The organism is Enterobacter sp. CRENT-193 (assembly GCF_002787395.1).
In the GTDB taxonomy this organism is placed as follows: domain Bacteria; phylum Pseudomonadota; class Gammaproteobacteria; order Enterobacterales; family Enterobacteriaceae; genus Enterobacter; species Enterobacter hormaechei_C.
This window is the reverse complement of record NZ_CP024812.1, coordinates 2,656,546-2,681,109: the sequence shown is the minus strand read 5'-3', so window position 1 is coordinate 2,681,109 and position 24,564 is coordinate 2,656,546. Positions and strand designations below refer to the sequence as shown.

The following is a 24,564-nucleotide window of genomic DNA, read 5'->3' as shown; positions in this document are numbered from 1 at the left end:
CTCAGGCGACAGCCTGGCTAACTTTAGGCATGGCGAGACTCAACGCCTGTTGTTCATTCGCCTGTTCATGCAGCAATTCACCGGCAATTTCGCCTTCACGCATCACTACAATGCGGTCGGCGACGCCCAGCACCTCGGGCAGATCGCTGGAGGCGAACAGGACCGCCACACCACGTTTTGCCAGTTCATAGATGACGTTATAGATTTCGTGTTTCGCCCCCACGTCAATACCGCGCGTTGGTTCATCCAGCAAAATGACCTTCATATCTTCCGATAGCCAGCGCCCCAGAATGGCTTTTTGCTGGTTACCGCCGGACAGGTTCATGATCAGCTGTTCAGCGCCGGGGGTTTTAATGTTCAGCGAACGGATATGGTGATCCGCGTTGCTCGCTTCCCAGCCGTCGTTAATCAGACATCCCGCGCGGATAAACTTGCGCCGGGCAGAGATGTTGATGTTGTCGCGCACCGAGTGCACCGGAATAATGCCCTCTGCCTTTCGATCCTCCGGGCAGAGCATAATCCCCGCGTTAATCGCCTGCGCAGGCTTCTGAATATCGACCTTTTTCCCGTCGACGAAAACCTGGCCCTGGGTTATGCGCGTCCCGCCAAACAGCCCTTTCATCAGCTCGCTGCGCCCTGCCCCCACAAGGCCAAACAGCCCGACGATTTCGCCGCTGCGCACCGAGAGTGAAATGGGCGTGCGCACGCCTGGGGCTTTGACGTTATCCAGACGCAGACGCTCCGGGCCATACTCGCGCGGTTTCCAGTGGTAAATGTCACCCAGATCGCGTCCGACCATCGCCTGCACCAGCTGATCGTGATTAACCTGCTGCATATCGGTGAAGGTGCGCACGTAGCGTCCATCTTTAAACACGGTGATGGCATCGCTTAAGGCAAAAATCTCTTCCATACGGTGAGAAACGTACAGAATGATGCGGCCTTCTTTGCGCAGCTCGCGGATCACGCGAAAGAGATTTTCTATTTCACGCGCCGAGAGCGAGCTGGTTGGCTCATCGAAGGCGATAATTTTGGCGTTACGCGCCAGCGCTTTGGCAATTTCCACCATCTGCCACTGGCCGATGGAGAGATACTTAAGGGGCGTTTGCGGATCGACATCCAGCCCAAGGTGCTTGAGCTGCAAGCCCGCTTCATAATTGAGCAGCGAGCGGTTGACCACGCCGCTTTTATGCGGAAGCTGGCCCAGATAGATGTTCTCCGCCACGGTCATTTCAGGAATGAGATGCAGCTCCTGATAGATGATGGCGACGCCCGCATTTAACGCTGCCGTGGTGTCGGCAAAGGCCACCTCTTCGCCGCGAATAGCCAGCGTGCCGGTGGTGGGCGTGTAGTTGCCGCTGAGAATTTTTAGCAGCGTGGATTTTCCCGCGCCATTCTCCCCCATCAGGGCGTGAACCTGGCCGGCATAGCAGTCGAAGCTGATATCGGTCAGCGCGTTTACACCGGGGAACGTTTTACCGATGCCGCGGAAAGAGAGATACGGATCAGACTGTTGCATAACGACTCCGTGATTCCTGTAGTGTGTACGTCTGGCCCCTCACGGTGAGGGAGGGGCGCAATCACAGCGTATTACTTACCGCCCAGTCCTTTTTTCGCCAGCTCCTCTTTGAAGTTATCGCGGGTGATCAGCACCACATCGGTCACTTCAGTGAATTTCGGCGGTTCAGCCCCTTTGGTCACCCAGTTGTAGAGCATTTCGCTGGATTTATAGCCGTGGACATCCGGGCTTGGCAGCAGTGAGCCATAGAAGCCGGTCGCCTGCGCTTTAGACAGTTCGCTCACGGCGTCAACGCCGTTAATGCCGATCCCGATCACGTCCGGTGCTTTAAAGCCCTGGCCTTCCGTTGCACGCACGCCGCCCAGTACGGTGTTATCGTTCATCCCCACCACCAGCCAGTGCTTCACTTCCGGATGCTGGACGAGCATGGAGTTCGCCGCATCAAAGGCGCCCGGAATATCGTTGGATTTGGTCGGGACTTTGTAGATCTGTTTTTCCGGGAAGCCAGCCGCTTTCAGGGCGTCCATGGACCCGGTGGTACGACGACGGGCAGTGTCCAGCTCGTCAGCGGTAATGGCCATCACGGCGGTCTCTTTGACATCCCAGCCGCGTTTTTGCATCTCTTTATAGAGCTCCTGGCCCTGACGCTCACCGATTTTAGTGGCCGCCATCATTACCAGCGGAACGGTATCCATCGGTTTACCTTTGGCGTTCACGAACTGATCGTCCACCGCAATCACTTTCATGTCGTAACCGCGCGCTTTCGCGGCAATCGCTGACCCCAGTTTTGGATCCGGCGTACAGATAACGAAACCTTTCGCACCGCTGGCCGCCAGGCTATCAATGGCGTTCAGCGTTTTCTCACCGTCAGGTACGGCGATTTTAATTACCTCAAATCCCAAATCTTTTCCGGCTTTATCAGCAAATTTCCATTCGGTCTGGAACCACGGTTCTTCAGGCTGTTTAACCAGAAAACCGAGCTTTAAATTTTCAGCGATAGCGGATTGTGACATAACGGCAGCCAGGCCGATGGCCGCCAGCGCTTTAGTAAATTTGTGCATGGTAAACTCCAGCTTAAGCATTCTTATCTGTAGGGAATAATGGCGAACAACTTATTTAATCGGACTTAAAACAAGGCATTAGCGCTTACCTTGTTATAAGCGTTATTGCTGGAGATAGTTTTAGCGGGAAATTAATCATCCATAAGAGAGCGACATCACACCGCAGAATTACAGTAATTGCGTACATAAATTCAGCGAAAAATGACATAAAAAAGGACGTAATTGTCCTACAAATGGAAAGGAGTTAAGCAGGATTATCCATAAGGTCAGCTAAGAAATCCCTGTAAGCCGGACGCCTTAGCGTCCGGCAGAAAATTTACCAGCGGTAATAGATGTGTTCAGCATGATCGCGCACGGGGGCGTCGTCACCCAACAAATGAGCAGAGAGCGTCAGCGCAAAGTCAAAAGCGTGCCCCAGCCCCTTGCCGCTGATGAGGTTATTATCCTCCACGACCGGCGCATCTACATATACTCCATCATCAACGCTCTGCCACAGATCGCCGGAACAGACGTAGCGGCGCCCCTTCAGTAGCCCGTTACCGCCCAGCACCCGCGCGGCCGCAGAGCAGATCGGGCAGATAAGTTTGCCGTGCTCGTCATGCGCGGAAACAAAGCGGATCACCTCCTGGTTAGCAGCAAGATTGACGCTCCCCTGCGGCCCACCGGGCAATACGACCGCGTCATACAGCTTATTAATGCGCTCCGTTAACGTACTGTCAGCCACCATGGGGATATTATGGTAACTCACTACCGCACGGGACTCCGCGCAGGCCAGCGTCTCCACCTCAATCTGTAAACGCCGCAGAATATCAATAGTGATAATCGCTTCTGCTTCTTCAAAACCAGGTGCCAGCAGCACCGCAACGTTAGCCATCATAAACCTCAAATAATGAAACAATGTAAAACATCGTTTCATTTTCCCGCGTTATCAGATTACAATCTTGCGCCGCGATCACAGAACCGTATATTGAGTGAAAATTGATTTAGCTCAAATTTGATACGACAGGATATATTTGCAAATATTATTTCTGATTTATCACTTTTACAGAATTTCCCGCCAAAGAACGTTTCCTGAAACGATAAAAATGAGCAGAATTGATTTTACACCCTTTTAAATCAACACGTTATATAATTACCAATCTCGTAACCTTCTTTCTATTCTGGGCTATATTTAAATTTGTAATCTATGGTAAACACAGCCCAATTAAGAGTTTTCTTAAGTCGAAGAGAAGCGTATGCTTATTTAAATCGAACACAGGAAGTGAATTTTCGAGTTTTTACCTTGCAGAAATCTATTTCTGCCATTCAATCGTCAATACCTGCCGGGTCAGGTTAAGTAGCGGACATCAAGTCCCACAGTCAATAAGGATATGAGAATGACTACCCAAACGATGATGCAAAAACTGAATGCCCAGATGAACCTGGAGTTTTATGCTTCAAATCTGCATCTGCATTTGAGCGCGTGGTGTTCCAGAAAAAGCCTCAACGGCACTGCCACCTTCTTTCGTACTCAGGCGCAAAGTAACGTCACGCACATGATGCGTGTCTTTAACTTTTTGAAAGCTGTCGGGGCAAACCCTACCGTCAAAGAGCTTGAAACGATTGAAGATAATTACACTTCTCTGGAAGAACTGTTCCAGAAAACGCTCGAAGAGTATGAGCAACGCTGTGCGAAGCTGAGCAAACTGGCTGATGAAGCCAAAGCGCAACAGGACATCATTACCCTCACGTTTTTACGCGATATGGACAGAGAGCAGCAGCAGGATGGCATGCTGCTGAAGACGCTCGCAGATGAAATCCGCAACGCGAAACGTGCGGGGATTTGTCTGGAGCAGACGGACCGCCATCTTCTCGACATTGCGACCGTGCAACACCACTAATCTTTCACCCGCTCCTGTCAGGGCTGAGAGTTCCCCACAAAATAATGCCTGCACAGACGGCCCCCTCTCCCTTGAGGGAGAGGGCTGGGGTGAGGGGGAACATACGGCTCTGGTGGTCATTCCGTTCACTTTATGTTCCTTGCTACTCTGTCACGGCATGACCGGTGAACGTGCCAGGGTGGCTCAGTCGCCACCACCCTGGCGACCCGGGCTTCCGGCGGAAAATCGCCGCTTCGCGGTGCCTTCGGCTTATTCCTTCCGGCTTATCGGGGACGGGCGGAGGTAACATCCCTGTAAAGCCCGCCCTCTCGGCGCATCCCTGCGCCTCGCCCCGGCCTACAGGAAACGCCTCAGCGATTTACAGCCGGACCGAGGCATCGCTGAAAGCCCTCAGTTATTCTGAGGCAACGTTATCGCTTTTGCTTTCAAATTACTGGGGATCCCTCAGCCCGTCAGGGGGTGGGTACCAACTCCCTGCTTTTGCTGACATTTAACAAATCAGATCTTGCTCCCAATGAATAACCACACATCGTGTAATGATTTGTTTAATTACATTCATTGACGAGGGAGCATCATGATCACCATTGAGTTTATTGTCATTATCCTCTGCCTGCTGATAGGCACCCGCTTCGGCGGGATGGGCCTGGGGCTGATAAGCGGTATCGGCCTGTTTATTTTAAGTTTTGTCTTTGGTCTGCAACCCGGTAAACCGCCCGTTGACGTGATGCTCACAATCCTCGCCGTCATCGGCTGTGCGGCCACGCTACAGACCGCCGGTGGCCTTAATGTAATGATGCAGTTTGCAGAGCGCCTGCTGCGTAAACATCCCCAACACATCACCCTTCTCGCACCGTTTACCACCTGGATGTTGACCTTCCTCTGCGGGACCGGTCACGTCGTCTACACCATGTTTCCCATTATCGCGGATATCGCCCTGAAAAAAGGCATTCGCCCGGAACGGCCGATGGCGGTGGCCTCGGTGGCCTCTCAGATGGCGATCACCGCCTCCCCCGTTTCCGTGGCCGTCGTTTCGCTGGTCTCGATTCTGGGTGCGCAGCACGGCATCGGTCACGCGTGGGGGATCCTCGAAATCCTCGCCGTTTCCGTACCGGCCTCACTGTCTGGCGTCGCCATTGCGGCACTGTGGAGCCTGCGCCGGGGGAAAAACCTCGCAGACGATACTGAATTTCAGGAAAAGCTGAAAGATCCGAAACAGCGGGAGTTTATCTATGGAGGAACGGAGACGTTGATGGATCAGCGTTTCCCGAAACAGGCCTACTGGTCAACGTGGATCTTCTTCGCCGGGATTGCCGTTGTGGTCCTGCTGGGTGCGCTGCCCGAGCTGCGTCCGGCGTTTGAGATCAAAGGGAAAATGACAGCCCTGTCGATGAACCTTGTCATTCAAATGATGATGCTGATCGCCGGGGCCATCATGCTGATGACCTGCAAGGTGAATGCGTCGGCCATTTCAAACGGGGCGGTATTTAAGGCGGGGATGGTCGCGATTTTCTCGGTGTTTGGCGTGGCGTGGATGAGCGATACCTTTTTTCAGGCGCATCTCGACGAGCTGAAAATGGCGCTGGAGGGGGTGGTGAAGAGTCATCCCTGGACGTATGCCATCGTGCTGTTCCTGGTATCAAAACTGGTCAACAGCCAGGCTGCGGCCTTGACCGCGGTCGCCCCGATGGGGTTGATGCTGGGCATCGATCCGAAAATGCTGGTGGCCTTCTTCCCGGCATCCTACGGCTACTTTGTGCTGCCGACCTATCCGAGCGATCTGGCCTGTATCGGATTCGATCGCTCCGGTACCACCCGCATCGGTAAATTCATCATCAACCACAGCTTTATTCTGCCGGGGCTGATTGGCGTCAGCTGTGCCTGCGTGGTGAGCTATCTGCTGGTGCAGACGTTCTTCTGATCCTTCTGCGGGCGACAGGCTTTGTCGCCCTTCGACGTAAAAGCAGAAAAGGGTTTCTAATTTTAAAACATCGGTTTATTTTAGTGTGACTCACCCTGCGGTGTGAAGCGGAGTTCAATCAGCGCAATCGCTTTCTGGATCGCGCGGAGCGTAACCGGGTCCGCCGCAGCAGGATGGTTGGTGAAATCGATGTTTTTCAGTTGGGTCGACATCTTTTCGCGTACCTCAACCGGCGCGATAACGTCAATCACATCAAGGATTTGTTTGATAACCAGCTGGCAGGCGACGACGTCAGATACCAGTTCCTGATCGGCGCTCAGGTTTTGTGACATGGGGTTCTCCTTATTCAAAGGCCGCCATAGTAGCAAAACAGACGCCCTTCCATCTCCCTCTCGTCGTCCGCAGACATAAAAAAACCTGCCGAAGCAGGTTTTTTTATCAGAACATCGCACCCGGTGGGACGTCTTTAAACGTTGTGCAGTAGTTTGCCCACATGCTTTTCAGGATTTTGCGCAGTTTCATTATGTTGCTCCAGTAACGTGTTATGCAGGTGTTATTGTCAATACGCTTATAATATGACCACCATCACAAAAATCAACCATTTTGTGACCTGCATCACGGTTATTAAACCCTCAGTGCTGCTGGTTTGTTAAAAAAAGCCATGATAAATCTGCACGTTACAGTCTTATAAATTCCAGTAAATGTTTATAAAATTTTTTGAGCGGGCAGGAAGAGAATGAGTGAAAACGTATCCGGCAAAGAGAGCCGTGGATTATCGCCTGCGGCGCTGCTGGTGGCCGGTGCTTTCTTTATGGAGTTTCTGGACGGGACGGTGATTGCCACCGCGCTGCCGGACATGGCAAAAAGCTTCGGTGTACAGGCCGTGGATCTGAATATCGGCATCAGCGCCTACCTGATCACCCTGGCCGTGCTGATCCCCGCCAGCGGCTGGATCGCCGACCGCTTCGGCGCGCGAAAAGTGTTTGCCCTCGCGCTGGCAATCTTCACGCTGGCCTCGGTATTTTGCGGCCTGTCCACCACGCTCGATCAGTTCGTCGCGATGCGCGTCCTTCAGGGCATGGGTGGCGCGCTGATGGTGCCCGTGGGTCGCCTGGCCGTGCTACGCACCACGCCAAAACATCAGCTCATCACGGCAATCGCCACCCTGACGTGGCCTGCGCTGGTCGCGCCGATCATCGGCCCGCCGCTGGGTGGGTTCATTACCAGCTATGCCGACTGGCGCTGGATCTTCTTTATTAACGTGCCGCTGGGGATAATCGCCATTTTGCTGGCACTGCGCATCATTCCAGACCTGCATGAAGATACGCGCCGACCGTTTGATTTACCGGGTTTTGTTGTCACCACCCTTGCCATGGTGAGCCTGGTTTATGCGATGGAGTTGATGGGCGCAGAGCCTCTGCGAACAGGATTAACCGCCACGCTGTTTATCGTCGGTATCGTCGCGTTAAGTCTGGCACTGCGTCACTTTAAGCGGACAACCTGGCCGATGATCAGACTCGATGCGATGCAGGTGCCGACGTTTCGCGTCACCCTGTATGGCGGATCGCTGTTTCGCGCCTCCATCAGCGCGGTTCCGTTCCTGTTACCGCTGATGTTCCAGGTCGGCTTTGGCATGGACGCGTTCCATTCGGGCCTGCTGGTGCTGGCGGTTTTCGTTGGCAATCTCACCATTAAACCGGCGACGACGCCGCTTATCCGCAGCCTGGGGTTTAAGCGGCTGTTGCTGATTAACGGTGCGTTGAATGTCCTGGCGTTGCTGGCCTGCGCGTTTCTGACGCCGCAGACGCCCGCGTGGCTCGTCATGCTGATCCTCTATCTGGGCGGCGTTTTCCGTTCGATTCAGTTTACAGCCATCAGTACGCTGGCTTTTGCGGATGTGCCATCGGTGCAGATGAGCTATGCCAATACTCTGTTTTCAACCGCAACGCAGCTTGCCGTGGGGCTTGGGATCACGCTCGGGGCGATTGGTATTCGTATCGGGGAAAAAGTCAGTGAGGCGATGGGGATTGCCGGCATGCCGGGAATGAGCTTCCGGCTGGCATTTGTGGCGATCGCACTAATCTGCCTGGTGGGAATGGTTGACACGCTGCGTCTGACCAAAGATGCAGGCAGCGCGGTCTCATCGAAAAAGTAACGCTATCTGCCGGGCAGGCAACGCACCGCCCGGCAAAACGGAATCAGCCAACAATACCGCGCACGAAGGCTTCGATCTCTTTGTCCTGGCAGTTCTCGAAGAAGCACTGCTGGAAGCGCTGGCCTGAGACGGCGGTTTTAACCAGCTCAGGATCGATTGCTCGCAGGGTATCCAGATAGTTTTCTTTCACCACCGCCGCTTTCACCTGGTTCAGGATCCCGGCGTTACGCACCTGCGGCTCTTTACGCTCTGGTGGATAACCTTCGCCATTGCGTCCGGTAAACGCTTTCTCAAAGATAAAGCGTACGTTCAGTTCTGCCCCCCAGCCGAAGCCCTTTGCAAAAGGCAGAGAAAGCGCGTTACCGTTGTTGATTTGCGCAAACAGGAAGGCATCCGCAGGATCGATGCAGTAACCGCAAATCACACCCGGATGGATGTTCAGGGACATCAACGCGCCCTGCCCGGTACCGCAGCCGGTGACAACAAAATCGACAGCTTTAGCGTTAAGCAGAATGCTCGCCATGATGCCCAGGTGAATATAGGTGAGATGATGATCGTTCTCATCACTCATACCGACGTTATAGACCGGGAAACCTTTCTCATCAGCAACGGCTTTCAGCTCATTAAGGATGATGGGATTTTTAGCGGCCTGGCTGTTTTCCATCATCAGTGCAATTTTCATCTTGTCTCTCCTGAATGCATGGCGGGCGATCCCGCTGTGGATACTTTTTCCACTTAACCTTACTATCAAACAAACACACTTTCAAATTAAGTGAAAACTTGTTTTAAAAAACAAAGATGCGCTCACAATTTCGCGCGGTGGCCCGGCTCGTTGCACAGTGAGAGGGCAGATCCTCCGGCTATTCCGGCCATTGCGTCACATCGCGTTGGTTACAATGGCGTATTTCCCGTCACGCAGAGTGAACCATGAAACGTATAATCATAGCCGGAACGATCCTGTTGCTCGCTGGGTGCAGTATCAACCGTCAGGCAGAAATCAGCAGTACGGATGCCCCAAACGGAATTGTGCGCCTCGACTATGGCCAGGCCATGCTGCAAAACGCCTGGTCTGATGAGTATGTTAATAACGGTACGGCAACCAAAGCCTGTCAACATATGGGCTACGCCACCGCGTCAGCCTACGGGCAGCCAATTAAAACCTGCACCCTGATCAGCGGTTCACTCTGTCTGAACGAAAGTGTGACCATTCAGTATAAATGTCAGGGATATGCTGTTACCTCTTCCAGCCAGAATCCGTGGTATTAACCGCTACTGCCAGTCACGCTGGCAGTTTATTTAATAAGAACTAAAACAATTCTCATTAATAAATATAAATATCGGCAATGCGTTTTATTCCCATTCGTATTTTTAATAAAGAAATATTTATTTTACTTTTTGCAAATAATTAAATAACAAATTATAGTGTCGCTCATCGTGAACCAGAATTAATAAACCGGAGCTGCACCATGTTAAAAACTGAAATGATCGACAAGCTCAATGCGCAAATGAATCTTGAGCTTTTTTCTTCCCTGCTTTATCAGCAGATGAGCGCCTGGTGCAGCTATCACAGCTTTGAAGGAGCGGCCGCCTTCCTGCGTCGTCATGCCCAGGAAGAGATGACGCACATGCAGCGTCTGTTTGATTACCTGACGGACACCGGCAGCCTGCCGCGTATTGATAACGTGGCATCCCCTTTTGCCGAATACGGCTCTCTTGATGAACTGTTCCGCGCCACCTATGAGCACGAACAGCTGATCACCCAGAAAATTAATGAACTGGCTCATGCCGCCATGACCAGCCAGGATTATCCAACCTTTAATTTCCTTCAGTGGTATGTGGCTGAACAGCACGAAGAAGAGAAGCTGTTTAAATCCGTGCTGGATAAATTATCTCTGGCAGGTAAATCCGGGGAAGGTCTGTACTTCATTGATAAAGAGCTGTCGACGCTCGACACGCAGAATTAACAGAAAAGCGGTGCTGAGTTTTCAGCACCGTTTTATTTAATGACGGCAAATTTTACTTTCGTGAGTGGAAAATCCGTCTGCTGCCGGAATGAATTTTCCGCGCGCCGCCAGAAACGCCACCAGCTCCGCGGCCGTCATCTCCGAAGCTGAACAGGTATGGAAACGCGCCGCTTCGCCAAAGCGGGCATGTATCGCCTCAACCAGACTCTCCTCCGTATACCGCTCACCTGACTCAATCATCATATTCAGCACGTCGTGTCCGTGAATTGACATGGTTACCTCTCGTAAATAAAAAGCAGACTAAACGCTCCCTCCACGGCACGCTTTGCGCTGGCTCAGGTTACCCTTTTCTTTTTGTAAATTAATTTTTACACCCTATGTAACGGTGATTTGACGAGACGGGGCTTTTCCCTTACTCTGCGCCGCAGAATGAGTCGCGGTATGGAAGCGTTGTAGAGGAAAGCGTGAAGAACAGAACTCTGGGAAGTATTTTTATCGTCGCCGGAACGACAATTGGCGCAGGAATGTTGGCCATGCCGTTGGCTGCCGCTGGCGTCGGGTTTGGGATTACCGTAGTGCTGCTGGGCGGTCTGTGGGCCCTGATGTGTTACACCGCGCTATTATTGCTGGAGGTTTATCAGCATGTCCCTGCCGATACTGGCTTAGGCTCCCTGGCTGCACGCTATCTTGGACGCTACGGGCAGTGGATCACCGGTTTCAGCATGATGTTCCTGATGTACGCCCTGACTGCCGCTTACATCAGCGGCGCCGGGGAGCTGATTGCGTCAAGTATCAATGACGGCTTCGGTGCGTCGCTTTCACCGGAAACAGGCGCCATTGTCTTTACGCTGATTGGTGGCGGCGTGGTTTGCGCGGGCACATCGCTGGTCGATCTGTTTAACCGTTTTTTGTTCAGCGCCAAAATTCTTTTCCTTGTTGTGATGCTGGTGCTGCTGGCACCGCATGTTCACAAGATTAACCTGCTCTCCCTCCCGCTGGAGAAAGGTCTGGCGCTTTCGGCCATCCCGGTTATTTTCACCTCCTTCGGTTTTCACGGCAGCGTACCGAGCATCGTGAGCTATATGAACGGTGATATTCGCAAGCTACGCCGCGTCTTTGTTATCGGCAGCGCCATTCCGTTGATTGCTTACCTGTTCTGGCAGCTGGTGACGCTGGGCAGTATTGATTCCAATACCTTTATCGGCCTGATGGCAGAGCATTCTGGTCTGAATGGATTCCTGGTTGCCCTGCGTAACGTGGTGGCCTCTTCACACGTGGAGCTGGCGGTACATCTGTTTGCAGACCTGGCGCTGGCAACCTCCTTCCTCGGCGTGGCGCTTGGTCTGTTTGACTATATGGCGGATCTGTTCCAGCGTCGCAATACCGTTGCGGGACGCTTACAGACGGGGGCGATGACCTTCCTGCCGCCGCTGGCCTTCTCGCTCTTTTACCCGCGCGGGTTTGTGATGGCGCTGGGGTATGCCGGCGTGGCGTTATCGGTACTGGCCCTGCTGCTGCCTTCCCTGCTGGCGTGGAAGAGCCGCCAGCAACATCCGCAGCAGGGGTATCGCGTAGCGGGCGGTACGCCAATGCTGTGCGTGGTGTTTGGGTGCGGTGTGGCGATTATTCTGGTGCAGATTTTGATTGCAGCGGGGATGCTGCCGGAAGTGGGATAACTTATTTATACAGGTCCTGAGGTACTGTTCCGTTCACCTTAAGATCAACAGAATATAATTTTTTCACAGCATGTGAACGGGATAAGGGGGCCGCCGCGGCCCCCTTATCAATCCCCGCGGCCCCGCGGAAAATCGGTGCTTCGCACTGCGCTCACCTCCCGACCATCTGCCTGCGGTCGGCTCAACTCGACATCCTGTCTCGATTCGCCTCTGGCCGCCATCCATGGCGTCCAGCCCTTGTCATCTGGTCTCCGGTTCGCCGATTTTAGCGGGGACTCAACACCCGTGCCCCATTCAGGCCACAGTAATTAATGATTTAATGCAGGCAGCAGCTTTTAAACTTCTTCCCACTCCCGCACGGGCACGGGTCGTTACGCCCCACCTTCGACCCGTTCACGATCGGCTTTTTCGCTTCCGGCTGCTGCGGGTTAGCCACCCAGTAGTTATACAAGCGCAGCGCCGCAGGCTGAATGCTCTCGATGCTGGCCATATACTCCTCTTCGGTCAGCGCATCCAGCTTCTCGCTGTTCTCTTCCGTCCCGTGCAGGGCAATCACCGCCAGGTCCGCTTCCAGCGCTTCCGGCAGGGATGACCAGTCCGTCAGCGCCACGCCGCGCATGTAGCCATAGCACCACTCTTCCACCACGGTATAGCTCTGACCGTCAACGTCGTTATAGCCAAACAGCGGTTCAAACTGATCCGGGTATTCGCTCAAACGCTCGGCAATATCGTTCATGTGCTTAAAGCAGAGATCGATAAAACGGTTCATCTCACGATCGTTTTTCCAGCGAGGAATATATTTCTCACCACCCCAGACCGCCACCAGCCAGGTGTCGGGCTCCACCACAACGGGACCGGAAAGTACTGCGGTAAGCATGCCGTCCAGTTCGGACACGTCAATAACGGATGCATCGTCGTGACCGTAAGAGATTAATGTCTCTTCCAGCCACGCCATCTCGCTTTCATTTAATGGGCCTTCAGCCATTGCTGATACTCCTGATAAAAAAAACGATCCTGACATATATCGCCGCGCGTGCCTATCTGAAGTTTAGGTCTTTATTGCTGCAAAAACGTGCAAATCGTGACCGTTGCACAACTTATGGGCTTTGTTGTTAAGGAGATGTGATCTCCGCTGTAAATTCATATCATCCCGCAAAGGCGCATAAAACGGCGCTCTATACTCAACGTGTTGTGACCCGGTCAAGGGATTAACCATTCTGGCAACCTTTTTGCTTAATGTTCTGCGCGCTTCGCGGTGCGTGGGATCCTCGCCGTATTAAGCATGAGATTGCTTCTAAAGTGCATTTTGTTCTCGCTCTTGTTTTTGGATTTACGATGCCATCAGGCGTTCGGGTTTATACCTGGTGCAAAAACCTCTTTGCTAAGGAACATAATAATGTCGCTGAAATTTACCAAAACTCCCCTCTCCCTGGTGCTGGCCGGTTGTCTGGTGACGGCCTTTTCCGCGCAGGCCGATATCGTCATCGGCGTGGCCGGGCCGTTCACAGGCCCGAACGCAACCTACGGCGATCAATACTGGCATGGCGCTACGCAGGCGGCGGAAGACATTAACGCCGCCGGCGGGATCAACGGTGAGAAAATCAAACTGGTTCAGGGCGACGACGCCTGCGAGCCCAAACAGGCCGTCGCCGTTGCCAACCGCTTAGTCGATCAGGATAAGGTGAAAGCGGTCGTCGGCCACTTCTGCTCTTCGTCGACCATGCCCGCCTCCGAGGTCTATAGCGATGCCGGGATCCTCTCCATCACTCCCGGCTCAACGAACCCACTGATTACCGAACGTGGCATGAGCGACATATTTCGCATGTGCGGACGTGACGACCAGCAGGGCCAGGTCGCCAGCGATTTTATTCTTGATAAGCTGAAAGCCAAACGGGTGGTCATCATCCACGATAAAGACACCTACGGTCAGGGGCTGGCGGATGCCACTAAAGCGGCGCTGGCGAAACGCGGCGTTAAGGAGGTGATGTACGAAGGGTTGTCCCGCGGGGAGAAAGACTTTAACGCGCTGGTGACCAAAATCGGCGCACAAAAACCGGACGTGGTGTTCTTCGGGGGCTGTCACCCGGAAGCGGGCCCGCTGGTTCGCCAGATGCGTGAACAGGGCGTGCAGGCGAAGTTCTTCTCGGGAGACTGTATCGTCAATGAAGAGATGGTCACCGCCGCCGGTGGGGCACAGTACACCAACGGTATTTACATGACCTTCGGTAAAGATCCGCGCCTGATCCCGGACGGAAAAGCCGTCATCGAGAAATTCCGCACCGGTAAATTTGAACCTGAAGGGTACACCCTCTACGCCTACGCGTCTGTGCAGGCTATCGCGGCGGCATTCAAGGCCACGAAAGGGACGGATTCCGCAAAAGCCAGCGAGTGGCTGAAGGCCAACCCTGTCGACACGGTGATGGGTAAAAAAGCCTGGGACAGCAAAGGTGACCTCAAAGTCTCTGACTACGTGGTCTACCAGTGGGATGACAAAGGCAAATATAAAGAAGTGCCATAACGGGACGGAATCTGCTCAGCGCCGGCAGGTCTGACTGTCGGCGTAACCCTTATTCAGGTGCGCGACCATGAGTACATTCTTTCTGCAACAATTAATTAATGGCTTAACGCTGGGGTCGGTCTACGGTCTTATCGCCATCGGCTACACCATGGTGTACGGCATCATCGGTATGATCAATTTCGCCCACGGCGAAGTGTATATGATCTCCGCCTATCTCTCGGCCATTGGCCTGGCCCTGTTGGCGTTTTTTGGACTCCACTCCTTTCCGCTGCTGATCCTGGGGACGCTGGTATTCACCATCGTGGTCACTGGCGTTTATGGCTGGACGATTGAGCGCATCGCCTATAAGCCGCTACGCAACTCGACGCGTCTGGCGCCGCTGATTTCGGCCATCGGGATGTCGTTGATACTGCAAAACTACGTCCAGCTCAGCCAGGGCCCGCGCCAGCAGGGCGTGCCCACCATGCTTGATGGCGTGCTGCGTTTTCACCTTGGCGAAGGGTTTGTCCAGATAACCTATACCAAAGTCTTTATCCTCATCGCCTCGTTCGCGGGCATGCTGGTGCTGACCTGGATTATCAACCGTACCCGCTTAGGACGCATGTGCCGTGCGGTACAGCAGGATCGTAAGATGGCCTCCATCCTGGGTATCAACACTGACAGAATAATTTCGCTGGTGTTTGTTATCGGCGCAGCCATGGCCGGGCTGGCGGGCGTGCTGATCACCATGAATTACGGCACCTTTGATTTTTACGTCGGGTTTGTTATCGGCATCAAGGCCTTTACGGCGGCGGTGCTGGGCGGCATCGGCTCTTTGCCCGGTGCGATGCTTGGCGGGCTGATTCTGGGCGTCGCAGAAGCGCAATTCTCCGGGATGGTGAACTCGGATTATAAAGACGTGTTCTCGTTTGGATTGCTGGTCTTAATTCTGATCTTCCGTCCTCAGGGGCTGCTGGGCCGCCCTGTCGTGGCTAAAGTGTAAGGAACAACGCGATGACCTCTGACGGTTTTTCCCTGAAGCGCTGCATTCTGGACGCAATTTTTTCCGGAATGATCGCCCTGATTATTTTCGGCCCGATTGCGGGTGTGATACTGGATGGTTACAGCTTTACCTTTGACGGCCAGCGGCTGGCGTGGATTGTTGGCACGGTGATGGTGGGACGTTTTTTGCTGAGCGCCTTTTCAGCTACGGCGGCCGGAAGACGTTTACAGACGCGGTTTGAATCCGACAATGCGGGCGTGTATGTCCGGCCGCCGGCGTATAAAAGCCGCATGCGCTGGATCATTCCGCTGATTGTCACGCTGGCGATCTGCTTCCCGTTTGTAGCAACGAAATACCTTCTGACGGTTGCCATTCTCGGACTGATCTACGTCCTGCTCGGTCTTGGGCTGAACATTGTTGTTGGCCTGGCAGGGCTGCTGGATCTGGGTTATGTCGCCTTCTATGCCATCGGCGCTTACGGGCTGGCGCTCGGGTATCAGTATCTGGGGCTTGGGTTCTGGAGCATGCTGCCGCTGGCGGCGCTAATGGCCGCGGGCGCAGGCGCCCTGCTTGGCTTTCCGGTGTTGCGCATGCACGGGGATTATCTCGCCATCGTCACGCTCGGGTTTGGCGAGATCATCCGCCTGGTGCTGAACAACTGGCTCACCTTCACCGGCGGGCCAAACGGCGTTTCAGCCCCTGCCCCAACCTTTTTTGGCCTTGAGTTTGGCCGACGCGCCAAAGAAGGCGGCGTCCCCTTCCACGAGTTCTTCGGCCTGACCTATAACCCCAACATGAAGTTTATTTTCATCTATGCGGTACTTTTCCTGGTAGTCATGCTGGTGCTCTACATTAAACACCGGCTGACCCGAATGCCCATTGGACGGGCGTGGGAAGCGCTCCGTGAGGATGAGATTGCCTGCCGTTCCATGGGGCTGAATCACGTTCTGGTCAAACTCTCGGCCTTCACCCTGGGCGCATCGACGGCAGGTATCGCCGGGGTGTTTTTTGCCACCTACCAGGGGTTTGTTAACCCGACCTCTTTCACCTTTTTTGAATCGGCCCTGATCCTCGCCATTGTGGTCCTGGGCGGGATGGGCTCCACCGTCGGCGTCGTACTGGCCGCCTTTGTGCTGACCGTCACGCCGGAACTGCTGCGCAGCTTTGCGGAATACCGGGTGCTGCTGTTTGGCATGCTGATGGTGGTGATGATGATCTGGCGTCCTCGCGGTCTGATCCGCATCAACCGCAGCGGATTTACCGTGCGTAAAGGAGTGGCGCCATGAACGCAACGATTTTACGTGTAGAACATCTGATGATGCACTTCGGCGGGATCAAGGCCTTAAACGACGTCAATCTTGAGGTGCAGCGCGGCTCCATTACCGCACTGATTGGGCCTAACGGCGCAGGAAAAACGACCGTCTTTAACTGCCTGACCGGTTTCTACCGGGCCTCCGGCGGCAACATTCTGTTCAATGCACGAAATAAAACCACCAATGTCATTCAGGTGCTCGGCCAGAAATTCCAGCCGGGCGACTGGCTCAACCCGGCGCAGCTTGGTCAACGCCTGTTCTATAAAATGTTTGGCGGCACGCATCTGGTGAACCGCGCGGGTCTTGCGCGCACGTTTCAGAACATCCGCCTGTTCCGCGAGATGTCTGTTGTGGAAAACCTGCTGGTGGCACAGCACATGCGCGTCAACCGCAATCTGCTGGCGGGTGTGCTGAATACCCCTGCGTATCGTCGGGCAGAAAACGATGCGCTGGACCGGGCGTTTTACTGGCTGGAGGTGGTGGATCTGGTGGATTGCGCGAACCGTCTGGCCGGGGAAATGTCCTATGGTCAGCAACGACGCCTCGAAATCGCCCGCGCCATGTGTACCGGCCCGGAGATGATTTGTCTCGATGAACCTGCTGCCGGCCTGAACCCGGTGGAGACGCACAAGCTGAGTGAGATCATCCGGTTCCTGCGCGACCACCATGACATCACGGTTTTGCTGATCGAGCATGATATGGGGATGGTGATGGGCATTTCAGATGACATCATTGTGCTCGATCACGGCGATGTAATTGCCAGAGGTAAACCGGCTGAGATTCAGCACAATGAAAAAGTGATTGCCGCGTATCTGGGCACCGACGAAAGCGAGGTAAATCTGTGAGCGAACCGATGCTTCAGTTTCAGGATGTGGATGTTTTCTACGGGGTGATCCAGGCGTTGAAGCAGGTTTCGCTTGAGGTTAACGAAGGGGAAACCGTTGCCCTGATTGGCGCTAACGGCGCGGGGAAGTCAACATTACTGATGTCTGTCTTTGGTCAGCCCCGGATCCGCAACGGGCAGATCCTCTTCTGCGGCGAGGATATCAGCCACAAATCTACCCACTATGTTGCCACCGGCGGCATCGCGCAGGCACCTGAGGGACGACGCATTTTCCCGGATATGTCTGTAGAAGAGAACCTGCTGATGGGGACAATCCCCGTCGGCAATCAGCATGCAGCGGAAGATATGCAAAGCATGTTCGACCTCTTCCCTCGCCTCAAAGAGCGACGTAACCAGCGGGCGATGACGCTTTCAGGCGGTGAACAGCAAATGCTGGCTATCGCCCGCGCGCTGATGAGCCGTCCTAAACTTCTGCTGCTGGATGAACCCAGCCTCGGCCTCGCGCCAATTGTGGTTAAACAGATCTTCCAGACGCTGCGCGAACTGGCCCGTAACGGAATGACGATTTTTCTGGTCGAGCAGAATGCGCACCACGCGCTGAAGTTGTCCGACCGCGGCTATGTGATGGTTAACGGCCAGATTCGGTTAAGCGGCAGCGGCGAGGCGTTGCTGAAGGATCCGGAGGTGAGGAAGGCGTACCTGGGTGGAGTGTGAAACGAAAAGGCTATAGTGAGAAAAACTCACAGTGATTGCCATTATTAATCGTTTTTCTGATGCGACCGCATTCAAATATCATCTTCACGACCCGCCTTTGCGCGGGTCGATAAAACGTTCAGCCGCAAACTGAATAATAATGATAAGAGGATCCGGGGCAAATATGACACTTGATGCGTTATATCAGTTATTGAAAACTGTATTACCACCTGACACCGATTCAGCCGATGATTTACAGGATTTTATGGCCATGCTTATGGCGACGAAACATCACTCTGAGGCTCTGTCACCGTTTGCGCAGCGCGTATACATGCTATCCGTTGCCCATCGCGACCCTAAGCAAGCGGCTGCGCTGATTTCAGCCTGTCATCCTGAAGCAGGAAAGCCCCTTCCGCTGCTCGACTTCTCCGGCTGGCCGGACGTGCGTTACGCCACGTCGGGTGAATTACAGACGCCCGAGACTGAAGAATATTTTAACAGAATTTCGTCTGCCGCCACGCTATTACGTGCGGCAATCATTGACGCTGAGCAACAGAAAAACACGCCAGCATTTTATATTCTGGATAAGATACTCAGCCTGAACAGCGCTTTGCCAGAACGTTATAAAAAGATGGCAAACATATCTTATTCATAACGGTATTAATAAACCCGACTGTCATCGTATTCCAGATAATCGATATCCAGCGCCGGAACGACCGGGGTATGGTTTTGCAGCCAGGCCAGAAGATGCTGAATGCTCTCTCTTTTGAGTGAATTTTTTGGCCAGACGAGGTAGTAGCCATCCCCCGTCGCAATAGCTTCCCTGAACGGCAGGCCCAGCAGGCCACTTTTCAGGGCATCAAGCGTGAGATGCAGGTCGGCGATAGCGATGCCGTGCCCGTTCATCGCGGCAATACTTCCCTGTTCAAGGGTATCGAACACCATACCGCTGCTCATATCGAGCCCCGGGAACAATCCTGTTCTTCGCAGCCAGCGCCGCCAGTCACGTCTGTCCGGTGAAGGATGGATCAAATCGCATTGCGGAAGCCGTTGCCGGGCCGGTTCGATAAGTGATGGGGTACAAACCGGGATAAGCCATTCATGAAAAAGCAGCTGACTCTCCGTTGTGTCACCAAAACGGCCATTACCAAGAAGGATGGCGCAGTCGTAGGGCTCAAGATTGAAATCAACGGTATCAATGTCCATCCAGACGCTGGCAATCTCAACCTGTGGTTTTGCATGGTTGTTGCGAAAAGATCGCAGCACGTCGAGAAGCCATCTCATGGTCAGGGTGCTGGGTGCTTTTAACCGCAGCAGGTGGTTTTCACTGCGAAATGCCCGGCAGGCCCATTCAATGCTCGTGAAGCTCTCGTTCAGCTGTCCGGCAAGCACTCGCCCGGCTTCAGTGACCTCCACGCGAGGACCTTGCCTTTTGAAAAGCTCGCAGTCGAACCACAGTTCAAGGGTACGAACATGTCTGCTGACCGCACCCGGCGTAATATTGAGCGTTTCAGCGGCTTTACTGAAGGAGTTCAACCGCGCAGCAACTTCAAACGCACGCAGTGCATACAATGGCGGTAAAGACATAACGTCCCTTAAATGAAAATTTCATTATGCTAAAACTTGTTCCGGGGCAACGCCAGCAAGTAAATTATGGAGAAAAACAATGATCCCCAATATACCGAGTCATATCGATAGGGGTCAAAATCGATATGCAAAAAGCTGCGGACAAACTCGTAGCCATTAGCAAAGATGTTTATCTGAACGGCTGCAACAGCGATTACAAACACCATATATGCGATAAATAGCGGGTATTTATGCAGCCTGTTAACTTTTAGTTTCCCGAGATAAAGCAAGAAAAAAATTGCAACAGATACAACAAAATAGACGATGGCAGGCCAAACGGGTGGATGAAGCGAAAATTCTAATTCTTGTGACATAATCAATTCTCTTTAGCTATCTGGTACATCTGCCATCCCGTAATGCTCCCAGTGGTCAAATCCAGCGCCATTGCGGTTTTAGATGCCTCTTGTCAACCGTAGTTCATATCCTGTACGTTCGAGAGCTTGTCGCCGGAGAACAATGTTTTGATCATTTGTTGATACCCTTGCCCAGCCCATTTGCAAGCTCTTCCACTTTTTCTAAGGAAAATCCAAATGAAGTTATCTGCGAAGCTGCCGCAGGGCAATCGATGAAACGGAGATATAAGAATTTACGCGATAAGGAAACGCCCTCGACGCATAATGATCGAAAAATTATGGTTGTGCATGGGTCAGGCACGAAAAATAAGATTTGTTGTCAGGAAGGGGGAATTGCAGGCACAAAAAAACCACCTTTCGGTGGTTTCACGACACTGCTTATTGCTTTGATTATTCTGCGTTTTCCCATGGTAGCCGGAGTGGGACTTGAACCCACACAGCGCGAACGCCGAGGGATTTTAAATCCCTTGTGTCTACCGATTCCACCATCCGGCCAGGGAAGAAAGTGGAGGCGCGTTCCGGAGTCGAACCGGACTAGACGGATTTGCAATCCGCTACATAACCGCTTTGCTAACGCGCCTTAAATCTGTTGTCTTTCGACCTGCACCCGCAAACTGCCGATGCTTTAATCTGGAGCGGGAAACGAGACTCGAACTCGCGACCCCGACCTTGGCAAGGTCGTGCTCTACCAACTGAGCTATTCCCGCATGTCATCAAGTAACTATTTAACGACTTCCTAACCACTTGATTTCATTATCGTCCGGCTAACTGTGCCGCCGTTCGATGCGTTGCATTCTACTGATATGACGTTATGAGTCAACGTTATTTTTTGCATCTCAGGACCGTTTGCTGAAAATTAAGCCGAAACGATCACTGTTCAAGCAAATCACCGCGCGCAGCGTTCAAATATTGCAGCATTGACCACAATGTCAGCACCGCCGCAACCCACAGCAGACCAATGCCGGCCCACTCAACCCAGGCATTCGGACGCCACAGCATCCACACCAGCGCCGCCATCTGCGCAGTGGTTTTAACTTTCCCAATCCAGGACACCGCCACGCTGCTGCGTTTACCCAGCTCCGCCATCCACTCGCGCAGGGCAGAGATAATAATCTCACGTCCAATCATGGTCGCGGCAGGCAGCGTCACCCACCAGGTATGATAATGTTCCGCCACCAGCACCATCGCGATTGCTACCATCACCTTATCCGCAACCGGATCGAGGAATGCGCCAAAGCGGGTGCTCTGGTTCCAGCGACGCGCCAGATAACCGTCAAACCAGTCCGTCACGGCAGCGATCAGGAAAATAAGCGCACAGGCAAAAGGCGCCCAGACGACCGGCAGGTAAAATGCCAGGACGAAGAACGGAATGAGCACAACGCGAAAGAGAGTGAGCAACGTAGGGATATTAAATCGCATGATGACGGTAACTGTCTGTTGTCAGTAAAATTTAGCTCTATGTTGCTACAGAGCCCTCAATGTTTCAACGAGTAGTAGATCTTTTCTGCCAGCCCTTGCGAAATACCCGGCACTTTTGCAATTTCTTCCATACTGGCGTTGAGTAATCCTTGCAATCCGCCCATATACTTCAACAGCATCTGGCGACGTTTTGGCCCGACGCCTTCAATCGTCTCAAGGGTACTGGTATTTTTCACTTTCGCCCGTTTTTTACGGTGCCCGCTGATGGCATGATCGTGCGACTCATCGCGAATATGCTGGATCACGTGCAGCGCAGGGGAATCCGGCGGCAGGCTAAAGCCCTCGCCTTCCGGCTCAAAGAACAGCGTTTCCAGGCCAGCCTTACGATCTGCCCCCTTCGCTACCCCTAGCAGCAGCGGATGGTTCTTGTCCCACTCTACGTCGAGCGATTCGAATACCGCCTTCGCCTGCCCCAACTGCCCTTTCCCGCCGTCGATAAGGATAACGTCCGGGATTTTGCTCTCTTCAATCGCTTTACCATAGCGACGGCGCAGCACCTGGTTCATGGCGGCATAATCGTCACCGGGCGTAATGCCGGTGATGTTATAGCGACGATACTCTGCCCGCAGGGGGCCATTCGCATCAAAGACCACACACGACGCCACGGTCTGCTCACCCATCGTATGGCTGATGTCGAAGCATTCCATGCGTTTCACTTCCGGCAGCTTGAGCAGCGTAGCAAGGGCGGTTAAACGCTGGCTGACGGTCGACTGCTGGGACAGTTTGGTGGTCAGCGCCGTGGCGGCATTGGTTCGCGCCAGCTTCAGATAACGTGCGCGATCGCCCCGCGGTTTCGTCTGGACATTCACCCGGCGGCCTGCCAGCTCTGAAAGCGATTCCGCCAGCAGGGTTTTATCGTCGAGCGTGAAGTCTAGAAGGATCTCCGAGGGCAGCGTACGCATCTGGCTGCCCTGCAAATAAAACTGGCCGACGAAAGTCTCCACCACTTCACCCAGCTCGGTGCCGCCAGGCACTTTCGGGAAGTAGCTGCGGCTGCCGAGCACTTTACCCTGACGAATAAACAGCACGTGAACGCAGGCCAGACCGGCGTCAAAGGCTACGCCGATAACATCGAGGTCGTCGCCCGTATTAGAAACAAACTGCTTCTCGGTCACCCTGCGCACCGCCTGGATCTGGTCGCGGATGCGTGCGGCCTCTTCAAATTCCAGCGCCGCGCTGGCTTTTTCCATACGAGTAATCAGTTGCGTCAGCACCTGATCGTCTTTCCCGGCTAAAAACAGGCGGACATATTCCACCTGCTGCGCGTACTCTTCTTCGCTTACCAGCCCTTCAACGCACGGCCCCAGGCAGCGGCCAATCTGATATTGCAGGCACGGCCGGGAACGGTTGCGGTAGACGCTGTTTTCACACTGGCGAACGGGGAAGATTTTTTGCAACAGCGCCAGCGTTTCGCGTACGGCATAACCGTTCGGGAAAGGGCCAAAGTATTCACCCTTCGCATGCTTAGCGCCACGATGCATCGCCAGGCGAGGATGGGTATCACCGCTCAGGAAGATAAACGGGTAGGACTTATCATCGCGCAGCAGGACGTTGTAGCGCGGCTGATACAGCTTGATATAGTTGTGCTCAAGCAGCAGCGCTTCCGTTTCCGTGTGCGTCACGGTGACATCAATGTTGTGGATGAGTGCGACCAGTGCTTCGGTTTTACGAGAGGCAAGATTGCTGCGGAAATAGCTGGAAAGGCGTTTTTTCAGATCTTTTGCCTTACCGACATAGATAACCGTACCGCCAGCGTCGTACATTCGGTAGACGCCCGGCTGGCTGGTAACGGTTTTCAGAAATGCTTTTGAATCGAACGCTTCACTCACTGACTTATTAACGACTCCGCATTGCACAAACCATGGCGAATGGCCAGGTGAGTCAGTTCGACATCACCGTGAATGTTCAATTTACTGAACATCCGATAGCGATAGCTGTTGACCGTTTTCGGGCTGAGATTCAACTGCTCTGAGATCTCATTCACCTTCTGACCTTTAGTGATCATCAGCATAATCTGCAATTCGCGCTCAGACAAACTGGCAAACGGAGATTCCGTTTTTTCCGGTTCAATCTGACTCAGAGCCATCTGTTGAGCAATATCAGAAGCGATGTAACGCTGCCCGGCGTATACGGTGCGGATCGCATTGACAACTTCCTGCGGCGCGGCGCCTTTACTGAGATACCCGGCAGCACCCGCCTGCATAACCCTGGCAGGCAGCGGATTTTCGGTATGGACGGTCAGCATGATAACTTTGGTATCAACGAACATGCGCGCGATTTTGCGCGTGGCTTCAAGCCCGCCAATACCGGGCATGTTCATATCCATCAGCACCACGTCTGCGGAGTTAGCGCGACACCATTTGACGGCATCTTCGCCACAGCACGCCTCGCCGGCAACTTTAATACCCTTTATATCTTCAAGAATGCGTCGTATCCCTGCGCGCACCAGTTCGTGGTCATCAACAAGAAGGACGTTGATCAAAGGAAATGTCTCCAGAATAGGGATAACGCTACTGACTGCTAATTGGGTTTATATTAACGGTTTTCCATGCAAGATTAAAACGCTAAAAAATCGGCTATACGATT

At 53.4% G+C, this 24,564-nt stretch carries 25 protein-coding genes and 3 tRNA genes; 12 read left to right on the top strand and 16 right to left on the bottom strand.

Annotation, left to right across the window (positions count from 1 at the left end):
* Position 1: 1 nt before the first annotated feature.
* The 3 genes from araG to CU081_RS13250 form a co-directional block, all read right to left on the bottom strand.
* The gene (gene araG, locus CU081_RS13265; protein WP_003859688.1) at positions 2 to 1,516 is read right to left on the bottom strand and encodes an L-arabinose ABC transporter ATP-binding protein AraG; all 1,515 of its coding nucleotides are present in this window, start codon (positions 1,514 to 1,516) and stop codon (positions 2 to 4) included.
* A gap of 71 nt (positions 1,517 to 1,587) precedes the next feature.
* Positions 1,588 to 2,577 (bottom strand): arabinose ABC transporter substrate-binding protein AraF, encoded by a 990-nt coding sequence (gene araF / locus CU081_RS13260; RefSeq protein WP_003859687.1) that lies wholly within the window; start codon positions 2,575 to 2,577, stop codon positions 1,588 to 1,590.
* Positions 2,578 to 2,893: 316 nt separating this feature from the next.
* The gene (locus CU081_RS13250) at positions 2,894 to 3,451 is read right to left on the bottom strand and encodes a DJ-1/PfpI family protein (RefSeq protein ID WP_003859686.1); all 558 of its coding nucleotides are present in this window, start codon (positions 3,449 to 3,451) and stop codon (positions 2,894 to 2,896) included.
* Positions 3,452 to 3,953: 502 nt separating this feature from the next.
* Between CU081_RS13250 and CU081_RS13245 the strand changes: the two genes are divergently transcribed.
* The gene (locus tag CU081_RS13245; protein ID WP_003859685.1) at positions 3,954 to 4,457 is read left to right on the top strand and encodes a non-heme ferritin-like protein; all 504 of its coding nucleotides are present in this window, start codon (positions 3,954 to 3,956) and stop codon (positions 4,455 to 4,457) included.
* A 574-nt stretch (positions 4,458 to 5,031) separates the two neighbouring features.
* A complete protein-coding gene (locus CU081_RS13240; protein ID WP_003859684.1) occupies positions 5,032 to 6,375 on the top strand; it encodes an anaerobic C4-dicarboxylate transporter in 1,344 nt (447 codons plus the stop codon).
* 80 nt (positions 6,376 to 6,455) lie between these two features.
* On the opposite strand, the gene CU081_RS13235 is transcribed toward CU081_RS13240, so the two are convergent.
* Together CU081_RS13235 and azuC are read right to left on the bottom strand one after the other, a co-directional pair.
* Entirely contained in the window at positions 6,456 to 6,707 is a 252-nt protein-coding gene (locus CU081_RS13235; RefSeq protein ID WP_003859683.1) for a DUF2766 family protein, read from the bottom strand.
* A 106-nt stretch (positions 6,708 to 6,813) separates the two neighbouring features.
* Positions 6,814 to 6,897 (bottom strand): stress response protein AzuC, encoded by an 84-nt coding sequence (gene azuC, locus CU081_RS13230; protein WP_003859682.1) that lies wholly within the window; start codon positions 6,895 to 6,897, stop codon positions 6,814 to 6,816.
* Between the two features lie 214 nt (positions 6,898 to 7,111).
* On the opposite strand from azuC, the gene CU081_RS13225 reads away from it, so the two are divergent.
* Entirely contained in the window at positions 7,112 to 8,530 is a 1,419-nt protein-coding gene (locus CU081_RS13225) for an MFS transporter (protein WP_003859681.1), read from the top strand.
* Between the two features lie 43 nt (positions 8,531 to 8,573).
* On the opposite strand, the gene CU081_RS13220 is transcribed toward CU081_RS13225, so the two are convergent.
* The gene (locus CU081_RS13220) at positions 8,574 to 9,212 is read right to left on the bottom strand and encodes an RpiB/LacA/LacB family sugar-phosphate isomerase (protein WP_003859680.1); all 639 of its coding nucleotides are present in this window, start codon (positions 9,210 to 9,212) and stop codon (positions 8,574 to 8,576) included.
* A gap of 245 nt (positions 9,213 to 9,457) precedes the next feature.
* On the opposite strand from CU081_RS13220, the gene yecR reads away from it, so the two are divergent.
* Positions 9,458 to 9,796: a YecR family lipoprotein gene (gene yecR, locus CU081_RS13215; protein ID WP_003859678.1), complete on the top strand. Its 339-nt coding sequence runs from the start codon at positions 9,458 to 9,460 to the stop codon at positions 9,794 to 9,796.
* 200 nt (positions 9,797 to 9,996) lie between these two features.
* Positions 9,997 to 10,494 carry a non-heme ferritin gene (ftnA, locus tag CU081_RS13210; RefSeq protein WP_003859676.1) on the top strand — a complete coding sequence of 166 codons (498 nt, stop codon included), beginning with the start codon at positions 9,997 to 9,999 and terminating at the stop codon, positions 10,492 to 10,494.
* Between the two features lie 36 nt (positions 10,495 to 10,530).
* Here the strand turns inward: ftnA and CU081_RS13205 are convergent, their stop codons facing one another.
* Positions 10,531 to 10,767, bottom strand: coding sequence for a YecH family metal-binding protein (locus tag CU081_RS13205; RefSeq protein WP_003859673.1), 237 nt, complete (start codon positions 10,765 to 10,767; stop codon positions 10,531 to 10,533).
* A 191-nt stretch (positions 10,768 to 10,958) separates the two neighbouring features.
* On the opposite strand from CU081_RS13205, the gene tyrP reads away from it, so the two are divergent.
* The gene (gene tyrP, locus CU081_RS13200) at positions 10,959 to 12,170 is read left to right on the top strand and encodes a tyrosine transporter TyrP (protein WP_032645646.1); all 1,212 of its coding nucleotides are present in this window, start codon (positions 10,959 to 10,961) and stop codon (positions 12,168 to 12,170) included.
* A 316-nt stretch (positions 12,171 to 12,486) separates the two neighbouring features.
* On the opposite strand, the gene CU081_RS13195 is transcribed toward tyrP, so the two are convergent.
* Positions 12,487 to 13,155, bottom strand: coding sequence for a YecA/YgfB family protein (locus CU081_RS13195; protein ID WP_003859671.1), 669 nt, complete (start codon positions 13,153 to 13,155; stop codon positions 12,487 to 12,489).
* A gap of 411 nt (positions 13,156 to 13,566) precedes the next feature.
* Between CU081_RS13195 and CU081_RS13190 the strand changes: the two genes are divergently transcribed.
* The 6 genes from CU081_RS13190 (at position 13,567) to CU081_RS13165 (ending at position 19,175) form a co-directional block, all read left to right on the top strand.
* Entirely contained in the window at positions 13,567 to 14,688 is a 1,122-nt protein-coding gene (locus CU081_RS13190; protein ID WP_003859669.1) for a branched-chain amino acid ABC transporter substrate-binding protein, read from the top strand.
* A 67-nt stretch (positions 14,689 to 14,755) separates the two neighbouring features.
* Entirely contained in the window at positions 14,756 to 15,670 is a 915-nt protein-coding gene (locus tag CU081_RS13185) for an ABC transporter permease subunit (protein WP_003859667.1), read from the top strand.
* An 11-nt stretch (positions 15,671 to 15,681) separates the two neighbouring features.
* Positions 15,682 to 16,956 carry a high-affinity branched-chain amino acid ABC transporter permease LivM gene (livM, locus tag CU081_RS13180; protein WP_003859664.1) on the top strand — a complete coding sequence of 425 codons (1,275 nt, stop codon included), beginning with the start codon at positions 15,682 to 15,684 and terminating at the stop codon, positions 16,954 to 16,956.
* Positions 16,953 to 17,828, top strand: coding sequence for an ATP-binding cassette domain-containing protein (locus tag CU081_RS13175; RefSeq protein WP_003859662.1), 876 nt, complete (start codon positions 16,953 to 16,955; stop codon positions 17,826 to 17,828). Before livM ends, CU081_RS13175 begins: the two co-directional genes overlap by 4 nt.
* Positions 17,825 to 18,541: an ABC transporter ATP-binding protein gene (locus CU081_RS13170; RefSeq protein ID WP_003859661.1), complete on the top strand. Its 717-nt coding sequence runs from the start codon at positions 17,825 to 17,827 to the stop codon at positions 18,539 to 18,541. Before CU081_RS13175 ends, CU081_RS13170 begins: the two co-directional genes overlap by 4 nt.
* 163 nt (positions 18,542 to 18,704) lie before the next feature.
* Entirely contained in the window at positions 18,705 to 19,175 is a 471-nt protein-coding gene (locus CU081_RS13165) for a hypothetical protein (protein ID WP_003859658.1), read from the top strand.
* Between the two features lie 5 nt (positions 19,176 to 19,180).
* On the opposite strand, the gene CU081_RS13160 is transcribed toward CU081_RS13165, so the two are convergent.
* From CU081_RS13160 to uvrY, 8 genes are all read right to left on the bottom strand, one after another.
* Positions 19,181 to 20,107 carry a LysR substrate-binding domain-containing protein gene (locus tag CU081_RS13160; protein ID WP_022651459.1) on the bottom strand — a complete coding sequence of 309 codons (927 nt, stop codon included), beginning with the start codon at positions 20,105 to 20,107 and terminating at the stop codon, positions 19,181 to 19,183.
* Positions 20,108 to 20,136: 29 nt separating this feature from the next.
* Positions 20,137 to 20,460: a hypothetical protein gene (locus tag CU081_RS13155; protein WP_003859653.1), complete on the bottom strand. Its 324-nt coding sequence runs from the start codon at positions 20,458 to 20,460 to the stop codon at positions 20,137 to 20,139.
* 447 nt (positions 20,461 to 20,907) lie between these two features.
* Positions 20,908 to 20,994: transfer RNA gene (locus tag CU081_RS13145), tRNA-Leu, on the bottom strand.
* An 11-nt stretch (positions 20,995 to 21,005) separates the two neighbouring features.
* A tRNA-Cys gene (locus CU081_RS13140) sits at positions 21,006 to 21,079 on the bottom strand.
* 51 nt (positions 21,080 to 21,130) lie between these two features.
* Positions 21,131 to 21,206, bottom strand: a tRNA-Gly gene (locus CU081_RS13135).
* A 163-nt stretch (positions 21,207 to 21,369) separates the two neighbouring features.
* On the bottom strand, positions 21,370 to 21,918 hold the full coding sequence (pgsA, locus tag CU081_RS13130; RefSeq protein ID WP_003859652.1) for a CDP-diacylglycerol--glycerol-3-phosphate 3-phosphatidyltransferase: 549 nt from the start codon (positions 21,916 to 21,918) through the stop codon (positions 21,370 to 21,372).
* Between the two features lie 56 nt (positions 21,919 to 21,974).
* Complete coding sequence (uvrC, locus tag CU081_RS13125; RefSeq protein WP_003859650.1) at positions 21,975 to 23,807, bottom strand: excinuclease ABC subunit UvrC; 1,833 nt, start codon at positions 23,805 to 23,807, stop codon at positions 21,975 to 21,977.
* On the bottom strand, positions 23,804 to 24,460 hold the full coding sequence (uvrY, locus tag CU081_RS13120; RefSeq protein WP_003859647.1) for a UvrY/SirA/GacA family response regulator transcription factor: 657 nt from the start codon (positions 24,458 to 24,460) through the stop codon (positions 23,804 to 23,806). Before uvrY ends, uvrC begins: the two co-directional genes overlap by 4 nt.
* Positions 24,461 to 24,564 lie beyond the last annotated feature (104 nt).